Genomic DNA, 19,019 nt, shown 5'->3' on the forward strand with positions numbered 1-19,019 from the left:
TAAAATTTCTTTCTCGTATGAGGAATACTTGTCATGCTTGGACACCGACGGCGCATATATTCACTGTATAAACCTCAAGAAAGCAGTGAGTATATGTCTAAATTTTTACAGGGAACTATTATTTTAATAATTGCTGGCTTAATTACACGTGTACTCGGGTTTGTCAATCGAATTGTGGTGGCTCGAATGATTGGAGACGAAGGTGTGGGACTTTATATGATGGCGGTCCCCACGCTGGTATTAGTAATCACCTTAACACAGCTTGGGCTACCGGTTGCCATTTCAAAGTTAGTGGCAGAAGCAGAAGCTTTAGGTGACAGGCATAAAATAAAAAAAATACTTGTCGTCTCTTTAAGTATTACGTGTACGCTGAGCGTTTTATTTACGCTCGGACTAATATTATTCGCTCCCGTTGTAGCAAAAACCTTCTTTACAGATTCACGTACGATCTATCCGCTGCTTGCGATTATTCCTGTTATTCCGATCATCGCCGTGTCGTCTGTCATTCGCGGATATTTTCAAGGAAAGCAGCAAATGAAGCCCGCTGCTTATTCTCAAATTATTGAACAAGTGGTGCGAATTACGTTAATTGCTGTCTGTACAAAAGCATTTTTACCTTATGGAATTGAGTACGCCGCGGCTGGCGCTATGCTCTCTTCGGTATTTGGAGAGCTCGCTTCCCTGTTTTACATGGTGTTTATGTTCAAGCGAAAGAAGAAAATAACGGTAAGACGAAAATTTTTTGCTTCTTTACATGCGGGAAAAGATACGTTCCTTGACTTAATGCGAATCGCTCTTCCCACGACAGGAAGCCGCATGATTGGGTCAATTTCTTGGTTTTTAGAACCGATTGTAGTAGCTCAAAGTTTAGCAATTGCAGGAGTAGCGACAGCGGTAGCAACGAAGCAGTACGGAGAATTAACAGGCTTTGCACTCCCTCTCCTGATGCTGCCTTCTTTTGTAACGGTGTCTCTATCCACTTCTTTGGTTCCCGCAATCAGTGAATCTCTTGCACAGAATCAAATGAAACAAATCGAATATCGGCTTCATCAAGCTCTCCGCTTGTCGTTTGTAACAGGCGGACTGGCCGTTGTTGTTCTTTATGTATTTGCTAATCCGGTAATGGAATTGATGTATGGTTCTGACAAAGCTGCTATTTTTGTCAAAGTCATGGCGCCTTTTTTTATCTTTTATTACTTTCAAGGGCCGCTTCAAGCTGTTCTGCAGGCGCTAGACCTTGCAAAAGCCGCCATGATTAACAGTTTTATAGGAGCAGCGGTCAAAACGTCTCTTATCTTCTTACTCGCAACTCAGCCCAATCTAGGCATTATGGGAGCTGGCCTTGCAATTGTTGTGGGAATGATGCTTGTCACTCTTTTACATCTGTCTACGGTCATGAAAAAAATCACGTATAAGCTTCATGTGTTTGAGTATCTTCGCAGCTTTGCTGTAATGGGCATATCAGGCTTTATTGGACACTTTGCTTATATGAACCTTTTCACTTCCATCCCGTTAAGCTTACGAACCATTTTATCAATTGCACTGACAAGCTTTGTATATGTACTGTTTTTGCTGCTTTTTAGACTGATAACAAAAGAAGAATTAAATCGCTTTTCTGTTTTACGTTATTTTAAACGAAAATAAAACGCGGAGCACTCCGCGTTTTATTGTTTCACATCTATTAAGTCTATAAAAAATTTTCCGTTGTCGTAGCTGCAATATGAAATCTTGTCTAAGTTTGAATGCCCCAGTTTCTCTAACTCCTGCCTTAACCATTCCGTTGTTTTATGTTCATGCAACAGATGCTCTTCTTGAATAACGCCGTCAATGATAAAAGGCAAATTCAAATTGCCTTTTTTACCTGATTGCTGATCTTTTTCAAACACGGATAGCCTTCCTGAAGATTCTAAAATAGCAAATTCAACATCAGCTACATTTTTTATATTTTTATCTCGCAGCTGCACAAGCAAATCATTGAAGTTATATCGCTGCCTTTTCATTTCATGTTCATTTATTTTTCCATTTTCAATGATAATACTAGGTTTACCATCAATAAAATTTCGCATTCGGTTGCTTTTAAGAGACCATATAGCTAAACCAATTTGAATAATAAGAAGCGTTAACATCGGAAGAATTGAATACAGCAAAGGATCTTTTGGGTTTTCAATAGCCATTACTGCCATTTCAGCAATCATAATAAAGACAACTAAATCCAAAATGCTCAGCTCTCCTATTTCCCTTTTGCCCATAACGCGAAAAATAATTAAAACTACTACATACAAAAGCACGGTTCGCGCAACCATGATTAATAGTTCCACTGCAAAGACCTCCTTTATGTATTCCCTTGTAGTTTGTACCATTTATTTTAAAATAGCCTTACTTTTATGCGTCTATTTTGAAGTCATCCCGAATATGCTCGTACTAAGGGTTCACCTATCTTTTTATTTCATGAGGGGGAAACAAGTTGGGTGCAAAACGAATGAGCAACGCTGTATTTGCAGGGGTAGCAACAATCTTAGTGATGGCTTTAGCGATTAGCATTATCTTTTCGCTTATTTTAAAATTCACATCGCTTGAAGAACAGTCCGTACGTTTATTTTTACTTATTCTCTCATTTATTACACTGTTTATCGGAGGATTTATAGCGGGAGGACGAAACGGTTCAAAGGGACTGCTTGTTGGAGGAGCCACTGGTATTTCTTATTCTTTTTTAATGTTTTTGCTGCAATTCCTCGGCTATAGTCACCTGTTTTCTGCACAGCAGCTTTTATTTCACGCTGGGTTTATTGGAGTCGCTATTCTCGGGGGAATTGTTGGCGTAAACATTGCCGGTTCACGAGAAGCATAAAAAAACGTCACGTACATGTACGTGACGTTTTTTTATTAATCTACGCTTCTTACTTCACGAATAGCATTGCGGTCAAATGTTAATTTTGAACCGTCAGTGCTGCGAACCACAACTTGTGACTCATCGATTGCTTCTACCAAACCGTGCATACCGCCAATTGTAACAATCTTATCACCTTTTTTAAGTGCTGATTGCATTTGCTGTACGTTTTTTTGACGTTTTTGCTGTGGACGGATTAACAAGAAATAGAAAATGACAAACATTAAAAGTAATGGCCAAATATTTTGTAAAACACCCATGAAAACTCCTCCTTTTATTTATATTATCAACAGGTACTCATTCATAAATTTGATGAAAATTCCTGTAGTGACCTAGAAATTCTTTGCGTCTGGGCCGTTAAACCCATATTTTTCAAAGAACTCATCGCGGAAATCGCCAAGTCGGTCTTCGCGAATGGCTTCACGGACTTGCTCCATTAAGTTTAGCAGAAAATATAAGTTATGGTAAGATGTTAAACGAATTCCAAACGTTTCATTACAGCGAATTAAGTGGCGAATATACGCTCTTGAATAATTTTGACATGTGTAGCAGTCACAGTTTGGATCAATCGGACCGAAGTCTTCTGCATATTTGGCATTTTTAACAACAAGACGACCTTCACTTGTCATAAGCGTTCCGTTACGTGCAATACGCGTTGGTAATACGCAGTCAAACATGTCAATCCCGCGAATTGCTCCATCAATTAACGAGTCAGGTGATCCTACTCCCATTAAATAACGAGGTTTGTCAGTTGGCAAGTATGGCGTCGTAAACTCAAGCACACGATTCATCACATCTTTTGGTTCTCCAACTGACAGGCCTCCCACAGCATAACCTGGGAAGTCCATTGATACTAAATCAGCTGCACTTTGACGGCGTAAATCTTCAAACTCTCCGCCTTGAACAATTCCAAAAAGACCTTGGTCTTGAGGGCGGCTGTGAGCCTCAAGGCATCGCTCTGCCCATCGGCTAGTACGCTCTACTGAACGTTTTAAGTAGTCATACTCTGCTGGATAAGGAGGGCATTCATCAAATGCCATCATAATATCAGACCCAAGCGCATTTTGAATGTCCATCGCTTTTTCTGGAGATAGGAAAAGCTTGTCTCCATTCAAATGGTTGCGGAAATGAACGCCTTCTTCTTCAATACGGCGCAAATCGCTTAAACTAAAAACTTGGAAGCCGCCTGAATCTGTTAAGATAGGACGATCCCAGTTCATAAATTTATGCAGACCACCTGCTTTTTTAACAATTTCATGACCTGGACGAAGCCATAAATGGTACGTATTACTTAAAATAATGCCTGCCCCCATTGCTTTTAAATCTTCCGGAGACATTGTTTTTACTGTAGCTAATGTGCCTACTGGCATAAAAATAGGCGTTTCAAATGAACCATGAGGCGTGTGGACAATACCTAAACGCGCTCCTGTTTGTTTACAAGTTTTTATATGTTCGTAACGAATTGCTGTCATTGATGTATTCCTTTCATGTTAAATTACACGATTAGCATCGCGTCGCCGAAGCTGAAAAAGCGATACTTCTCTGCTACAGCTTGTTCATAGGCAGAAATGACGTTTTCTCTTCCTGCTAAGGCACTTACAAGCATAATGAGCGTAGATTTTGGAAGATGGAAGTTTGTAATCATTCCATCAATTGCTTTAAATTCATACCCTGGGAAAATAAAAATATTGGTCCAGCCTGAAGAAGCAACAAATTTTCCGTTATGCTCAGTTGCAATTGTTTCAAGAGTACGGGTAGAAGTTGTACCTACTGAAATAATGCGTCCGCCTTTTTCGCGTACGCTGTTTAGTAAAGCCGCGGTTCCTTCACTCACTTGATAAAACTCTGCGTGCATATCGTGCTCTTCTAAGTCGTCAACGCTGACTGGACGGAACGTACCTAATCCGACATGAAGCGTTAAAAATGCAATATGCACACCTTTTGTTTTTAACTGTTCAAGCATCTCTTCTGTAAAGTGAAGACCTGCTGTTGGCGCTGCTGCAGAACCTTGCTCACGGGCAAAAACCGTTTGATAGCGCTCTTGATCATCCAAACGTTCTTTAATATAAGGGGGCAGCGGCATTTCTCCTAACTGTTCAAGCACCTCATAAAAGATGCCTTCATAGTTGAATTCTAGCAAACGTCCGCCTTGATCGCTCGTTTCTTTGCATACAGCAGTCAGACGTCCGTCACCAAACGAAATAACCGTTCCTTCTTTTACTCTCTTAGCCGGTTTTACAAGCGTCTCCCACGTATCGCCTTGTGTTTGCTTTAAAAGCAATACTTCAATATTAGCACCTGTATCTTCTTTTGTGCCAAATAAACGTGCAGGAAGAACACGCGTATCGTTTAAGACTAAACAATCTCCTTCTTGCACATAATCAAGAAGGTCATGAAACATATGATGTTTCACATTTCCTGTTTCTTTGTTTAATACCATGAGTCTTGATGCATCTCGCTGCTCAAGTGGTGTTTGTGCAATCAATTCTTCTGGTAAATGAAAATCAAATAAATCTACTTTCAAAATGTTCACCTGTTTCTACTTAATTATTTAAACCTGCCAATTACATAAAAAATAAGTGATAACACAACGCTTACTAGGATACATGTCACAATCGGGAAATAAAAGGTTGTATTTCCTTTTTTAATAAAAATATCGCCAGGAAGCTTGCCAACGAACTGCCATAACAGCCCAATGACTACTAAAATGCCTCCTAATGTGATCAGCATCTTAGGCATATCATTCACTGATCAGGCACCTCCAGCTGAAAATGATCATAAACCAAAGGAGTCACAATTCGTCCTCGAGGCGTTCGCTGCAAAAAGCCAATTTGTAGTAAATAAGGCTCGTATACATCTTCAATCGTGTGAGATTCTTCACCAATAGTAGCTGATATTGTATCTAAGCCTACAGGCCCGCCTCTAAATTTTTCAATAATCCCTCTTAATAATTTATGGTCAATATGATCAAGACCTAAACGGTCCACCTGTAACATTTCTAATGCTTCAGTAGCAAGGGTTTCAGTTATAGCTCCGTCTCCTTTTACCTGGGCAAAATCTCTGACTCTTCGAAGCAAGCGATTCGCAATACGTGGAGTTCCCCTAGCACGCCTAGCCATCTCAAACGTCGCTTTCTGATCAATCTCTACATCTAAAATAGCTGCTGTTCTTTCTACTATCGAAGCAAGATCTTCTTCTTGATAGTATTCCAAACGGCTTAAAACGCCGAAGCGATCACGTAAAGGAGAAGATAAAAGCCCTGCTCTTGTTGTTGCACCTACTAGCGTAAACGGAGGCAAATCAAGACGGACAGAACGTGCACTCGGCCCTTTTCCAATCACAATGTCCAAACAGAAGTCTTCCATTGCTGGGTACAGTACTTCTTCAACAGAACGATTTAATCGATGAATTTCATCAATAAAAAGCACATCTCCAGGCTCTAAGCTGGTTAAAACCGCTGCTAAGTCGCCTGGACGCTCAATGGCTGGCCCTGAGGTCGTTCGGATTTGCACGCCCATTTCATTAGCGATAATAGTGGCAAGGGTTGTTTTACCTAATCCTGGAGGACCATATAAGAGCACGTGATCTAACGTTTCGCTTCGCATTTTGGCAGCTTTAATAAAAATGTCAAGATGGGATTTTACTTTATGCTGACCAATATACTGCTGTAAGGTTTGCGGCCGCAAACTTTGCTCGATGATTTCTTCTTCACCAAGAACATCTCCCGTTACAATACGATCGTCCATTTTACTCCTCCCTTACTTATTGTTTCAATAATCGTTTTAGCGCTTCTTTAATATACTGATCTGTTGTCATCGTTTCCTTCATTAAAGCTGGAACAATTTTTTTGATTTCTCTTTCTGCGTAACCTAATACTTTAAGTGCTTCAATCGCTTCATCGAGTGCTTCTGAACTTTGAGATTTGACTTGTTGTGCGTCCAAATCTGCAAATAAAGAAGGAACGGCATCTGGTACAATATCATGCAGCTTTCCTTTTAAATCTAGAATCATCTGTCGAGCTGTTTTTTTACCTACTCCTGGAAACTTAACTAAAAACTTCTCGTCTTCCTCCTCCACAGCTTGGACAACCTGCGCTGGATTACCTGACGCTAAAATAGCTAAACCGCCTTTTGGGCCGATTCCTGACACGCTAATTAACTTCATAAATAAATCCTTTTGTTCTCGCGAAGCAAACCCGTAAAGTGCAATTACGTCTTCTCTTACATATTGATAGGTGTAAACCGTTTTTGGTTGTTCATCAATTGAAAACACGTATGGATTCGGCGTAAAGACCTGATAGCCTATTCCGTTGTTTTCAATTACTATATACTCAGGATTTATATATGTAACCGTGCCTTTGATATAATCAAACAATAAGCTCTCTCCTTACTCACGTACGCGCGGGCAGTGACCTTCCATCTTACCTATGAAGAGTCCTGCCCGCATCGTTCTCTATTTTCCTTTACAGTTCCTTTTAAAAAGACGTTCAAGAGAACGTTCGCCTCTTTTCATCTTTCTCAACCCACTTTTACAATAGCTGTAAAAAATAGAACCGCCCACTTTTATTGATGAATGACCTTTTAAGTTATATACAATACTAGACTGCTGAATACCATTTTAACATATCGCCAAAAGCAAATAGAAGCAATTTAGAATGTTGAATTCAATAATTATTTTACCATACTAAAAAACGGCTGCTTGATCGAAAGCGGCCGCTGCTGGAGCTGATAGATTTTATAGAAATTAATGAGGGAAAGATATTCATCTTTTGATTGAACGCGAATACCTTTCTTTAATTGTTCATGCTGATAGCTTTCAAGCCTTTTGATGTCAATTTGAAAAAACGACTGTATAATGTGCTGCGACGAAGCTGGCTTGCCTTCAAATGCTGAGAGAATACCGTTAACAGAAAGCCCTACGTAGCCGTTGTCTTTTAAAATAGGTGAAATATCGTCTATGCTTGTTCTAAAAACTAGCTCTCGATCGGTTTCTTTAAGCAGTCGCCAATTTTTATATTTTTTCATTAATTGTTTTTTTGTCATAGAAGGGCTTTTGATCATCTCTTGACTTACGACTCCATCCACATACACGCGCTCAAGAAATAATGTCATCGGCTCCTTTTCATTCGCATCTGCACGGTATGGCATTATACAAAGCACAATACTTACTAGCATTAAAAAAGCTGCTTGATGAATGACTTTCTTCACTCACCTTCACCTCACACGTTAATCATACTCTTTTTAGTATTATCTAAAAAGGTTTTGTGAAAATCTACACTAATAGTTTGACCTACTTATTTTCTTTTATCCTCTTATTTTATGAAGCGAATCCTTTTCACGATATTATGTTAAGAAAACATGGAGTATTTGTTACATTTGCACACTATTTGTAAAATTTTCTCTTAAACGTTTTAATTAAATTTTCGCAGGGTATGTACATAGTGGAAGTAATTGTAAGGACTTCTATTATCTATTTTCATAAAAAAGGGAGCTGAAGTAATGAGAATGAATAAACGTGTAGTCGGAACTTTTTTTTCAGAAAAAGAAGCTTTAGATGTTATCCATAATTTAAAACGTCAAGGTTATCGAGAAACAGACATCATGGTCATTTCTAATAGTAAAAGCAATACATTTCAAATAGGTCATGATACAAATGTAATTATTGAAGCTGGTTCGCCTGCCGTAAGTTCATTAGCTGGCGTCATGATGGATAACTTTTTTACCATGATGACAGGCGGCATGGGGCTCAAACAAGGAAGCGGCTTGAAATCAAAATTAATCCGCATGGGCATCCCAGACATCTCAGCCGTGCAGTGCGAGACAGATGTAGCTGCTGGTAAAATTCTAATTTTGATAGATGCCGTAAGCTCTGAACAAACTCCAGCGTACGGAACCTATACGGAACACAACGAGCATAGAGCTGTCCAACTGCGTGAAGAAAAATTAGATGTCTTAAAAGAACGCGTTCAAGTAGGTGAAGTAAAACTCCACAAAAAAGTAATAGAGGAAGAAAGAACTGTACACGTTCCTGTTACAAGAGAAGAGTTTTATATTGAACGCCGCCCTGTAATTGACGGAGACTATAACGCTGGCCCACTTACAGAAGATGAAATTATTCGTGTTCCAATCATGGAAGAACGAGTAGAAATAACCAAAAGACCAGTTATTGTTGAAGAAGTAATTATAGGAAAAAAACTTATTCAAGAAACAAAAGAATGGACTGAAACGATTAAGAAAGAAGAAGCAAGCGTAGAACCTGATGGACTCGCGAGCCCTGAAGTATACGAAAATATGATGAACTATACAGACCATACTTACGCTCAAGTTTCTGCAGCTCTAGCAAGCGACGTGGAAGCTGAATACGAAAATAGTCAGACAACTAACAACGAGAAGCCAAACACACAAGCTAATAAGACAAGCTCTTCTGCAAAAAATGTTAAAAATACAAAGAGTGTCGCTACGGCACCAGCAGATACGAAAAAAAGAGAAGGTCGCCTCAAACAAAACGAAACTAACGCTCAAAATGAAGAAGCGGAATCTAAAACAACAAACAAATCTGCTTCTAACAAGAAAAATTAATAGTTACATGTTCGAGGAATAGCTGCCTGGCTTCAATGGCAGCTTTTTTATATGTATTCTCATCAAAAAAACAGCCGCCCTTCACAGACAGCTGCTTCTTCATTTAACGATGTTTATGATTGACATTCTCATCGACTGATTCAAATAGACCATTGAAATTAGTTTGAATCGTATTTCGGTCTTTTCCATTTCGAATATCGTCATCAAGAGAACGAGCATTCATAAATACATCGTGATCTACTTTTACTTGAACATTGTAGTCCTTCGCAATAGGCTTTACTTTATCGAGCACATTTTGTCTTAAACGGCCGTTATTTATGTCTTTGGCAGGATCCACAGCAACTAATAGCTGATCTCCACGGACAACGGCGCGACTATTTTCTACACCTTTAACGCTTGCAGCTCGATCAGCCACTTTTTCCGTAAAGTCTCTTGGATAATCTTCACCGTAATACATATTAGCCACGCCATTTGTACGATCATTTGTATTATTGATGTTTCCATAAGGGTTTGTCGGATTGTCAAAACGTCCATCACTTACGTTTAACGGATAATTAGGTGTTCCATTCCCATCTAAAACTTCAGTCATTGGACCTTTCGGATTATCTACGCGATGTTCATTCGCTTTTTCATTTGTATGATACCCAACAGGCTGTGTCGTATCTGTATAGCGTTGTTCCATACCTTGGTCTTTGTTATTGCAAGCGCCAAGTCCCATCATACATGCAAAAGCTAAAGAAGTTGCTACATACCTATTCAACATAATCGCCCCCTAATTTAAGCTCTATTTACTCTGAGCTTACTATTAGGATTAAAAGACAAGCCGTTTCTTATTCGATGAAGTGTTTATAAACTCTTTACATGTCATGTAGGTTTTGTAAGTGCTGGTAAATCACTCGATAAAACCGTGTACGCTGTGACCATTCTTCAACTGATTGCTGCATTAACCTTTGACGGTTTGCCCATGATAAAGCAGAGGGGTTTATATTCCAGTTTCTCATCAGCATCGATGGAAATAGCAAAGAAGCAAGAAAAAAACGCTGCTTGCTTAATTCTTTTATTTTCGAGTGTTGAAGTAGTTCTTTCATCGACCACTGGACGTAAGGCAAAAAGCGCTGGGCCAGCTGAACATAGTCATAAAGAGCAGGAGCTTTAGCCGCTAAGTCAAAATCAATCATAACAATACCCAAGTGGTTTGTTTTCAAGAAATTATGTGAAGCAACGTCACCATGAATAATGGAGTGGTTCAACTGACTATCTCTGAAACGCTCCATTAAAACTAAAGCTTTTTCCCCCCAAGTCACAATATCTTTATATACATGAAATTGATTACACTCTTTAAATATATACGACGTTTCTCGAAAAGAGGAAAGCCGCTTTTTCCATTTTAAAATAAGATCATATTCAGGAAGCTTTGTATACGCAGCTATTTTCTTTTTACGAACTTCTCCATGATAGCGGATCAATGTTTGTAATACCTCTTCCCGATCCTGAAAACTTTCGTACGTTATCTCTTTTACTTGCTTAACAAAGGGCATCATCGCCCAATACAAATGACGGTCCTTTATATAAAGTTCACCTTCTGGGTAAGTTTCGAAATTAACCGCATACCCCTGCTTAATTTGAGATAAAACGTGATAAACATGTTCAATTTTACCTTTGTCTCTGTATGCTTTTATTACTTTTCTTCCTTTATTCGTATCCGCGATGATGACGTGAGGCTTTTTCATACGGTAGGTCTCAACGTGAATATCTCTTTTTTTCAAATAGAGAAAGAGACGATTTAAATTAAAATCGTCTCGTCTATAATAATCAATCTTCATCTTCGTCGTACTCATCATATTCTGGAATACTAAATGCATTTGGGTCAAACGCAGGATACGGAGGTACACCAATCATGCCATATGGGGCTGGATAGAGTGCCCTTGGATCCTGAAAGCCGTAAGGTACCGGCTGCTGATACTGTGGATAAGGCTGCTGTGTGGCATAGTCGTCAGGTCTTGGTTCACCGCAGCCGCAGTCTCCTTGCTGCTGTGGGGCATAGTGCTGCCCATAATGGTAAGGCACGTTTCCAAAACCTTCCGAAGAACTTTCATAATGTCCACCTGTCATGGCTCCCTGCACTTGTGGATACATTGGTGCTTGATGATAGGCCGGATAAACGGGCTGCTGATATCCCCATGGAGGCGGACAAGGAGAGCATTGTACCGGTCCATAGCAGCTGTGTGGCATCATTGGATACATTGGCATCGGTGCCATATGAGCACCCATTGCATGTTCTTCAAACGATTCGTTTTCATAACCGTGATGATACATTGGAGCCTGTTGATACATTGGCATTGGATACGGCTGTGGTGCATACATTGGCGGATGACACGGCATATAATTAAATCCGTAGCCTGGCATCACAGGCGATATCGGCGTGATTGGATAACATGGCATTTGAGGAGGCATTTCGATACTCTCCATTTCAGGACTTTCTGGCGATTCATGCTTTGGCAGTTCTTTTGGCGCTTCTTTTTTTGGAGCCTGCATCGCCATATTAACCGTGTAATAGTTGTTAATATCAATCTCAGGTGCAATCGGCTTTAATTTAGGAAGCTTTGGTGCAACTGGCATTTCTTTTTTAGGCTGCGCAATTGGTGCCTCTTTTTTAGGCTGGGCGACCGGCGCTTCTTTCTTTGGCTGCGCAATGGGCGTTTCCTTTTTCGGTTGAGCAATCGGTGCTTCTTTCTTTGGCTGCGCAATTGGTGCTTCTTTTATCGGCTGCATAAAGGGCGTCTGAGCAGGCTGATTAGCTGATTTATTGTCATCTGAACTTTCATCAATTTCCGTTACTGGATAAGCTTTAGTGGATTGGTCACTATAAGGGTGTTGAACTTTAGGCATTTCTTTTATACCAGGTGAAGGAGCTCCTTCTTTTTGAACAGGCACTCCGCTTGTCGGCACTTTAATTTTCATTCCAGGCATGATCATGTCTGGATTGCTTAATTGAGAATTCGCTTTTTTTAACTCTTCAAAATTAACCCCATACTTTTCAGCGATTTTCCAAAGGGTATCCCCTTTTTGAACGATATGGATTTTCAACGTCATTCCCCTCCCGAGTAGAGTCTCTGCCATCTATATGTGCAAAATCAAAGTAAGTTCTGTTTGTTCATCACAAGATATGCCTTGAACCATTTTTTTATTCATTTTGCCCACAGTTTGGTTCAAGTTTTTATGATAAAGAAAAAAAGACTTATCAACACAAACAATATGTCAATAAGTCTTCTTTTAGACCTTCTCTTTTCAATTGTCTTAAAAATCTTTATGCTCGTTCTAGCATATTCGTTAGCGCTTTGATTGCACCTTGCGCTGTATGCTTATCTACCTTGATTTGATTTACTTCTATTCCTTCTTCAATGCTTTCTAAAGCCCACAGCAAGTGAGGCAAATCAATTCGGTTCATCGTCAAACAAGGACACATATAGGGATTAAGCGAAACAATTTCTTTATCCGGATGACTGTTGATAATCCGTTTCACTAAGTTCATTTCCGTGCCAATGGCCCATTTAGAGCCTGAAGGAGCTTTTTCAATTGTATCAATAATATATTTTGTAGAACCTGCATAATCTGATTTTTGCACCACTTCATAGGAACACTCCGGATGAACAATAATATTCATCTCAGGCTGCTTCTCGCGTAAATAATCAATATTTTTAACCGTGAAATTTTCGTGCACAGAACAGTGACCTTTCCATAGAATCACCTTGATGTTGTTTATATCGCCTTCATATTCAAGCATTTCTTCAATAGGATTCCAAATGGCCATTTCATCTAGTCCAACACCTAAATCATAAGCTGTGTTTCTGCCCAAATGCTGATCTGGTAAAAAGAGAATGCGCTCTTTTTTAGAAAATGCCCACTCCACCATATTTTTTGCATTTGAAGATGTTACTGTTGCACCATCATGTTCGCCTACAAAAGATTTAATTGCAGCTGTAGAATTTACATACGTAAGCGGAATAATCGTATCTCCGAAAAGATCCTGCAAGACAGGCCATGCCTTTTCTGTTTGCTGAATAGTAGCCATATCAGCCATTGAACAGCCAGCTCGCATATCGGGTAAAATGACTTTTTGGTTTTCATCTGTTAAAATATCAGCTGTTTCTGCCATGAAGTGAACGCCGCAAAACACAATATGCTCAGCTTCTCTATTTTCAGCCGCTATTTGAGCCAGCTGTAAGGAGTCTCCTACCGCATCTGCAAACTCGTACACTTCGTCTTTTTGATAATGGTGGCCGAGCAGAAACAATTTGCTTCCGAGTTTTTTCTTGATTTCTAATACTCTTCTTTTCATTTCATTTTCTGTGAGCTCCGTATATTTAGCGGGCAGCGTTTGCTGCTGAAGCGTTTGTAATAAACTCATCATTTTCTGTTCCCCTTTCTGTTAATAAGTCCAAGCTGATATCGATAGACCCTGCTGAATGCGTTAAAGCTCCAAGTGAAATATAGTCCACTCCGCTGTCTCTAAAAGAATGGAGCGTGCCAAGCGTAATTCCACCGGATGCTTCTGTGACAATATGAGCGGGAACCAGCGGTATCCAATCTTTAATGACTTCTGGAGAACAGTTATCGAACATAATGACATCTGCTCCTGCCTCTATTGCTTCTAGCAATTGACTTTTATTTTCAATTTCTACTTCCACCTTAACCATATGTCCAAGCTGATCTCTTACTCTCACAACAGCGTCTAGAATAGATCCTGCATGTGCAATATGGTTATCTTTTAACATGACGCCATCGTACAAGCCAAAACGATGATTATAACCTCCTCCAGCACGAACGGCATACTTCTCTAACATTCGCAGACCAGGCGTTGTTTTTCGCGTGTCACATATGCGGGTATGTGAGCTGCCAAGCATCGCTACGGCTTTGTGCGTCATCGTGGCAATGCCGCTCATTCTTTGAAGTAAGTTTAAAATTACCCGTTCACCGGTCAAAATAGATCGCACGGATCCTGAAACGGCAGCTATTTTATCTCCAGGCTTAAGAACATCTCCATCTTTTTTTTCGAAATCCACTTTCACATTAGGGTCTATTAAATGAAATCCTTCTTTAATCAATTCCACTCCTGCGATAATACCTGATTGCTTTGCCGTAAACACAGCCTTCCCTTGGTCAGACGGAGAAAAAATAGCTTCACAAGTTATATCTCCATCTCCAATGTCTTCTATAAAAAAAGACTGCAACAGTGTTTGTAATTTCAACGTGTTCATTATGCTACCTCACCTTTCTTTTTAGATTTCCTTGCTTATAAAATCAATGATTGTTTTGTTGAAGCGGCAGACTGCTTAATAATTCGCTTATGCTCCCACTCTTGCTTTTCATGTGGAAAGTCACTTCGGTAATGACCTCCTCTACTTTCTTTTCTTGCAAGAGAGGACTCGGCAATAAGCAGACCTGCAGTTAGCATATTGCAGATGGTTGCAGCTTCCCTCGAATATATAACTTCTTGATCAAGAGGTATTCCATCCAAATAATTTGTGAATTCATGCACAATGGTAGCCAATTCGTTTTCATGACGAATGATTCCTACACAATCCATCATTTTATGCTGAATTTGTCTTGTGGCAGGCAGGATTTTAGGCATGCCTTTATAGACGTAACGAACGGGAGTATAACGAGATACCGTTCTCGCTTTATGTAAAATATGACGCCCTGCCCGTTTTCCGAATACAAGACACTCTAACAATGAATTGCTTGCTAGACGATTTGCTCCATGAACGCCTGTAGAAGAAACTTCCCCCACGGCATACAATCCTTCAACACTTGTTTGTCCGTAAGCATCTACTTCAATTCCACCCATTAAAAAATGTGCGCCCGGAGTAACAGGTATTCGTTTTTTGTCCAATTGAATTTTATACTTTCGACACAGTGCCGTAATCGTAGGAAATTTTTGTTCAAAATGAGCCACTTTTTCAATGTCTAAAAATACGGATCTTCCTTTTTTCATTTCATTAAAAATCGTCCTTGCTACAACATCTCGCGGTGCTAAATCCTTAAAGAGATGAACGCCTTCCATTATACGTTCATTCCATTCATTTACCAGTACACCACCTTCACCTCGAACCGCTTCGGATACTAGACCTTTCGCTTCCTTTTGATACAAAAGGGTCGGATGAAACTGAACAAATTCTAAGTCCGCTAATTTTGCTCCAGCCCTGTACGCAAGCGCTAGCCCATCTCCTGTCGCAAGCGGCTGGTTAGATGTATGCTTGTACAAAGCGCCGATTCCTCCGGTAGCAATAATGGTTTGGCGAGCATAATATATAGTAATTTTGTTGTTTTCACCTTGTCCGATAGCACCTCTACACGTTCCATCTACAGTTACTAAATGCTGAATCATTTCGTTTTCAATCACTGTAATATATGGCAGTACTTCTTTTTTCAAAAAAGCGAACAGCGCTTGTCCTGTTGCATCCCCACCTGCATGCAAAATACGATTGACACGATGGGCTCCTTCTTTTCCAAAATGCAGCGTACCATCTGGATTTTTATCAAACTTCATTCCTTTATGAATCAATTCATTTACTACAGCCGCACCTTCTTCCACTAAAGTGCGTACCGCTTGTTCATTGCAATGCTTATTGCCCGCAATCAACGTATCATAGAGATGTTCACTCCAGTGATCGCTGCTTCCAATAGCAGCTGCTACTCCGCCTTGAGCAAGAACTGAGTTATTGCGGTCAATTTTCCCTTTCGTTACCATTACAACTCTGTTATGACGACACAGTTCATAAGCTGCAGAAAACGCTGCTAATCCGCTTCCAATAATTAAAACATCCGTCTCTAACATTTTACACCTCTTTATTTACATGTGTCTTGACACCTATATTTACATATTATTAAATGAAAGACAAGAAGTTTTTTTATCGGGGGGAGAAAATGATTTATCTGGACTATGCAGCAACAACGCCAATGAGACAAGAAGCAATTGAGGTATATACTGAAGCGGCAACGAGCTATTATGGAAATTCCAGCAGTCTTCACACACTTGGAACACAAGCAGAGAATCTGCTTACACTATGCAGAAAAAAATTAAGCCTGTTAGTAAATTGCCGAGAGGATGATCTTTTTTTTACAAGCGGGGGAACAGAAGCTAATTACTTAGCTATTCACTCTCTTTTAAAAGGAAACACTAGCAAACGAAAACATTTGGTTACAACGAAGCTTGAACATTCTTCAGTTCTTCATACGTTGCAGCAGCTTGAAAAAGAAGGCTTTTCCTTATCTTACGTACCTGTAGATCAAAACGGCGTTGTGTCTGTAGACGACTTAAAGAAGACGATTCGACCTGACACTGTGCTAGTAGCCATTCAGCATATCAATCATGAGCTCGGTACAATTCAGCCAGTTGAGGATATTGGCCATTTTTTATCTAAAAAAGAAATTCTCTTTCACTGTGATTGTGTTCAATCTTTCGGTAAGCTTCCTATTGATGTTAAAAAGCTGAAAGCTGATAGCATCTCAGTTTCTAGTCATAAAATTTACGGACCAAAAGGTGTAGGAATGGTATACATGAATTCAAGTTCTTCTTGGAAGCCTATTTACCATAAAGCAACTCATGAAAAAGGCTTTCGCCCTGGGACTGTAAATACCACAGGCATTGCTGCCTTTACTGCAGCAGCTGAATGCGCATATGCAGAAATGAAAACCGCCAGAAGCCATTATGAGCGCTTAAAATCGTACTTACTGGAAAAACTAGAATCTCTTGCTCCTTTTATAGAGGTAGAAGGCCTTGGGAACTCTCATTTTCCTGGAATTATTGGACTGACATTTTCAAACATACAGGGTCAATATGTTATGTTACAATGTAATCGTCACGGAATTGCTATATCTACGGGAAGTGCCTGCCATGTAAATCAGCAGGAACCATTAGCTTCTTTACTTGCGATTGGCAAATCGACTGCGAATGCTAAGAACTTTGTACGTCTTTCATTTAGTCAACATTCAACGTTTAAGCATATTGATCGACTCATATCCGTTTTTCATTTATTACAGCAAGAATTTATGACAGTGTAAAAGGAGGGATTAAAGGTGCCAGGAACTCAAAAAAAAATTCTTGGAGAAGAAAGAAGAGAACTTATTCTACAATGGTTACAAACAGAGAATAAACCAATGACGGGCAGTGAGCTTTCGAAAAGAACAAACGTTAGCCGCCAAGTCATTGTACAAGATATTTCGCTGCTTAAAGCTAAAAATGAGCCCATTATCGCAACAAGCCAAGGATATATTTATATTCAAAATCCATCTCAAACTACCGTGCATCAGCGAATTATTGCCTGTCAGCATACGCCAGAAGATGCTGAAAAGGAGCTTCTCCTGCTTGTTGACCACGGCGTTCTCGTAAAAAATGTAACCGTTGAACACCCTGTGTATGGTGAATTAACGGCTTCCGTTATGATTCAAACCCGAAAAGAAGTAGAAACGTTCATAAAAAAAATTCAAGAAACAAACGCAACTTATTTATCTCAGTTAACAGAGGGGATTCACCTTCATACGATTGAAGCAGATACAATTGAAAAACTGAATGCTGCCTGCTTAGCTCTTGAAGCGGAAGGTTATTTAGTTTCGAATGAGTAAAAAGGTGTTATAACAAAAAAAATCCCGCTTTAAAGCGGGATTTCTGTTTCAAGTAGTGTATGAGGATAGCTTCCTAACAGCTCTACGCTACAGCCTAGTGCCTCAAGTTCAGCCATAGCCCCAGGGATTAATACTTCATCCATTTTTTGTTCAATATCAACGATAAAGAAATAGTTTCCAAGCCCTGTTTTCATGGGACGGGATTCAATTTTAGACAGATTTAGCTTACGCCAAGAGAAAGCTGAAAGCACTTGATGAAGCGCTCCTGCCTGATCAGATGGAAGTGTAATCATTAACGTTGTCTTGCACCCGTTTCCAGCTAAAAATGGCACCTCTTGTCCTCCATCTTTATGCAAAATAACAAATCTTGTTGTATTATGATCATAATCATGAATGTTCGGGCAAGCAATATGTAATCCATATTCACGGGCTGCTAATCCATTCGCAATAGCTCCAATATTAAGCTCAGGGTGTTCGCTTACATATTTAGCAGCAAACGCCGTTGATGTCATCTCTTCTACTGCAGTTGACGTACATTCTCCGTGTAAAAATTTATGACACTGCGCAATTGCATGAGGATGAGAATAAATCGTTTCAATGTTTTTCCACTGTTCTGCATGAGATGGATGAACCATTAAATGCTGACGAATTGGAAGCACAATTTCTCCAACAATCGGCAGACGACGTTCATGAATGAGATAATCAAGTGTTAAATTTACAGATCCTTCAAGTGCATTTTCTAACGGTACAATTCCATACTCAATTTCTCCTTTATCCACTGCATCAATGCATGCTGGAATTGTTTTGTATGGAATATGGTCGTGCTGTTTAAATACGCCTTGGACGGCCACATGTGTAAATGTTGCCTTTGGTCCTAAATATCCTACTTTCCCCACAATCATGCCTCTCCTTATCTATATCTGTTTACC

General features: G+C 39.7%; 20 protein-coding genes. 5 read left to right on the forward strand and 15 right to left on the reverse strand.

The annotated features are described in order from the left end of the window. The first annotated feature begins 33 nt into the window (after positions 1-33). Positions 34-1,644, forward strand: coding sequence for a stage V sporulation protein B (spoVB, locus tag MKX72_RS23395; protein ID WP_028411693.1), 1,611 nt, complete (start codon positions 34-36; stop codon positions 1,642-1,644). 20 nt (positions 1,645-1,664) lie between these two features. Here spoVB and MKX72_RS23400 read toward each other — a convergent pair whose 3' ends face one another. Then, complete coding sequence (locus tag MKX72_RS23400; RefSeq protein WP_028411694.1) at positions 1,665-2,318, reverse strand: DUF421 domain-containing protein; 654 nt, start codon at positions 2,316-2,318, stop codon at positions 1,665-1,667. 146 nt (positions 2,319-2,464) lie between these two features. On the opposite strand from MKX72_RS23400, the gene MKX72_RS23405 reads away from it, so the two are divergent. Then, entirely contained in the window at positions 2,465-2,848 is a 384-nt protein-coding gene (locus MKX72_RS23405) for a TIGR04086 family membrane protein (RefSeq protein WP_014458132.1), read from the forward strand. Between the two features lie 35 nt (positions 2,849-2,883). Here MKX72_RS23405 and yajC read toward each other — a convergent pair whose 3' ends face one another. The 7 genes from yajC to MKX72_RS23440 all read right to left on the reverse strand — a co-directional run bounded on the left by yajC (position 2,884) and on the right by MKX72_RS23440 (position 8,094). Beyond that, positions 2,884-3,147, reverse strand: a complete 264-nt coding sequence (yajC, locus tag MKX72_RS23410; protein ID WP_028411695.1) for a preprotein translocase subunit YajC — start codon at positions 3,145-3,147, stop codon at positions 2,884-2,886. Positions 3,148-3,219: 72 nt separating this feature from the next. Beyond that, the gene (tgt, locus tag MKX72_RS23415; RefSeq protein WP_013059317.1) at positions 3,220-4,359 is read right to left on the reverse strand and encodes a tRNA guanosine(34) transglycosylase Tgt; all 1,140 of its coding nucleotides are present in this window, start codon (positions 4,357-4,359) and stop codon (positions 3,220-3,222) included. Between the two features lie 23 nt (positions 4,360-4,382). Further along, on the reverse strand, positions 4,383-5,411 hold the full coding sequence (gene queA / locus MKX72_RS23420) for a tRNA preQ1(34) S-adenosylmethionine ribosyltransferase-isomerase QueA (protein ID WP_028411696.1): 1,029 nt from the start codon (positions 5,409-5,411) through the stop codon (positions 4,383-4,385). A gap of 23 nt (positions 5,412-5,434) precedes the next feature. Beyond that, positions 5,435-5,635 carry a DUF2905 domain-containing protein gene (locus MKX72_RS23425; RefSeq protein ID WP_028411697.1) on the reverse strand — a complete coding sequence of 67 codons (201 nt, stop codon included), beginning with the start codon at positions 5,633-5,635 and terminating at the stop codon, positions 5,435-5,437. After that, the gene (gene ruvB, locus MKX72_RS23430) at positions 5,632-6,633 is read right to left on the reverse strand and encodes a Holliday junction branch migration DNA helicase RuvB (protein WP_028411698.1); all 1,002 of its coding nucleotides are present in this window, start codon (positions 6,631-6,633) and stop codon (positions 5,632-5,634) included. Before ruvB ends, MKX72_RS23425 begins: the two co-directional genes overlap by 4 nt. A 16-nt stretch (positions 6,634-6,649) precedes the next feature. Next, the gene (ruvA, locus tag MKX72_RS23435) at positions 6,650-7,261 is read right to left on the reverse strand and encodes a Holliday junction branch migration protein RuvA (protein WP_155007632.1); all 612 of its coding nucleotides are present in this window, start codon (positions 7,259-7,261) and stop codon (positions 6,650-6,652) included. Between the two features lie 296 nt (positions 7,262-7,557). After that, positions 7,558-8,094 carry a BofC C-terminal domain-containing protein gene (locus tag MKX72_RS23440; protein ID WP_028411700.1) on the reverse strand — a complete coding sequence of 179 codons (537 nt, stop codon included), beginning with the start codon at positions 8,092-8,094 and terminating at the stop codon, positions 7,558-7,560. Between the two features lie 291 nt (positions 8,095-8,385). Here MKX72_RS23440 and MKX72_RS23445 point away from each other — a divergent pair, with 291 nt between their 5' ends. Further along, complete coding sequence (locus tag MKX72_RS23445; protein ID WP_028411701.1) at positions 8,386-9,465, forward strand: YsnF/AvaK domain-containing protein; 1,080 nt, start codon at positions 8,386-8,388, stop codon at positions 9,463-9,465. A 103-nt stretch (positions 9,466-9,568) separates the two neighbouring features. On the opposite strand, the gene MKX72_RS23450 is transcribed toward MKX72_RS23445, so the two are convergent. From MKX72_RS23450 to nadB, 6 genes are all read right to left on the reverse strand, one after another. Next, complete coding sequence (locus MKX72_RS23450) at positions 9,569-10,228, reverse strand: YhcN/YlaJ family sporulation lipoprotein (RefSeq protein WP_033579658.1); 660 nt, start codon at positions 10,226-10,228, stop codon at positions 9,569-9,571. 94 nt (positions 10,229-10,322) lie between these two features. Then, a complete protein-coding gene (locus MKX72_RS23455) occupies positions 10,323-11,288 on the reverse strand; it encodes a phosphotransferase (protein ID WP_223546267.1) in 966 nt (321 codons plus the stop codon). Next, positions 11,278-12,558: a SafA/ExsA family spore coat assembly protein gene (safA, locus tag MKX72_RS23460; protein ID WP_155007631.1), complete on the reverse strand. Its 1,281-nt coding sequence runs from the start codon at positions 12,556-12,558 to the stop codon at positions 11,278-11,280. The genes MKX72_RS23455 and safA overlap by 11 nt, the downstream gene beginning before the upstream one ends. A 214-nt stretch (positions 12,559-12,772) precedes the next feature. Beyond that, positions 12,773-13,873, reverse strand: a complete 1,101-nt coding sequence (gene nadA, locus MKX72_RS23465) for a quinolinate synthase NadA (RefSeq protein WP_028411705.1) — start codon at positions 13,871-13,873, stop codon at positions 12,773-12,775. Then, positions 13,830-14,723 (reverse strand): carboxylating nicotinate-nucleotide diphosphorylase, encoded by an 894-nt coding sequence (gene nadC / locus MKX72_RS23470; protein WP_033579656.1) that lies wholly within the window; start codon positions 14,721-14,723, stop codon positions 13,830-13,832. Before nadC ends, nadA begins: the two co-directional genes overlap by 44 nt. Before the next feature lie 35 nt (positions 14,724-14,758). Continuing rightward, positions 14,759-16,303: an L-aspartate oxidase gene (nadB, locus tag MKX72_RS23475; RefSeq protein WP_028411707.1), complete on the reverse strand. Its 1,545-nt coding sequence runs from the start codon at positions 16,301-16,303 to the stop codon at positions 14,759-14,761. Between the two features lie 89 nt (positions 16,304-16,392). Here nadB and MKX72_RS23480 point away from each other — a divergent pair, with 89 nt between their 5' ends. Together MKX72_RS23480 and MKX72_RS23485 are read left to right on the forward strand one after the other, a co-directional pair. Next, complete coding sequence (locus tag MKX72_RS23480) at positions 16,393-17,529, forward strand: IscS subfamily cysteine desulfurase (RefSeq protein ID WP_028411708.1); 1,137 nt, start codon at positions 16,393-16,395, stop codon at positions 17,527-17,529. A gap of 15 nt (positions 17,530-17,544) precedes the next feature. After that, positions 17,545-18,090 (forward strand): transcription repressor NadR, encoded by a 546-nt coding sequence (locus MKX72_RS23485; RefSeq protein WP_028411709.1) that lies wholly within the window; start codon positions 17,545-17,547, stop codon positions 18,088-18,090. A 29-nt stretch (positions 18,091-18,119) separates the two neighbouring features. On the opposite strand, the gene pheA is transcribed toward MKX72_RS23485, so the two are convergent. After that, entirely contained in the window at positions 18,120-18,992 is an 873-nt protein-coding gene (gene pheA / locus MKX72_RS23490; RefSeq protein WP_028411710.1) for a prephenate dehydratase, read from the reverse strand. Between the last annotated feature and the right edge of the window lie 27 nt (positions 18,993-19,019).

Origin of the sequence: Priestia sp. FSL R5-0597, assembly GCF_038006305.1 — a bacterium.
GTDB classification, from domain to species: Bacteria; Bacillota; Bacilli; order Bacillales; family Bacillaceae_H; genus Priestia; species Priestia zanthoxyli.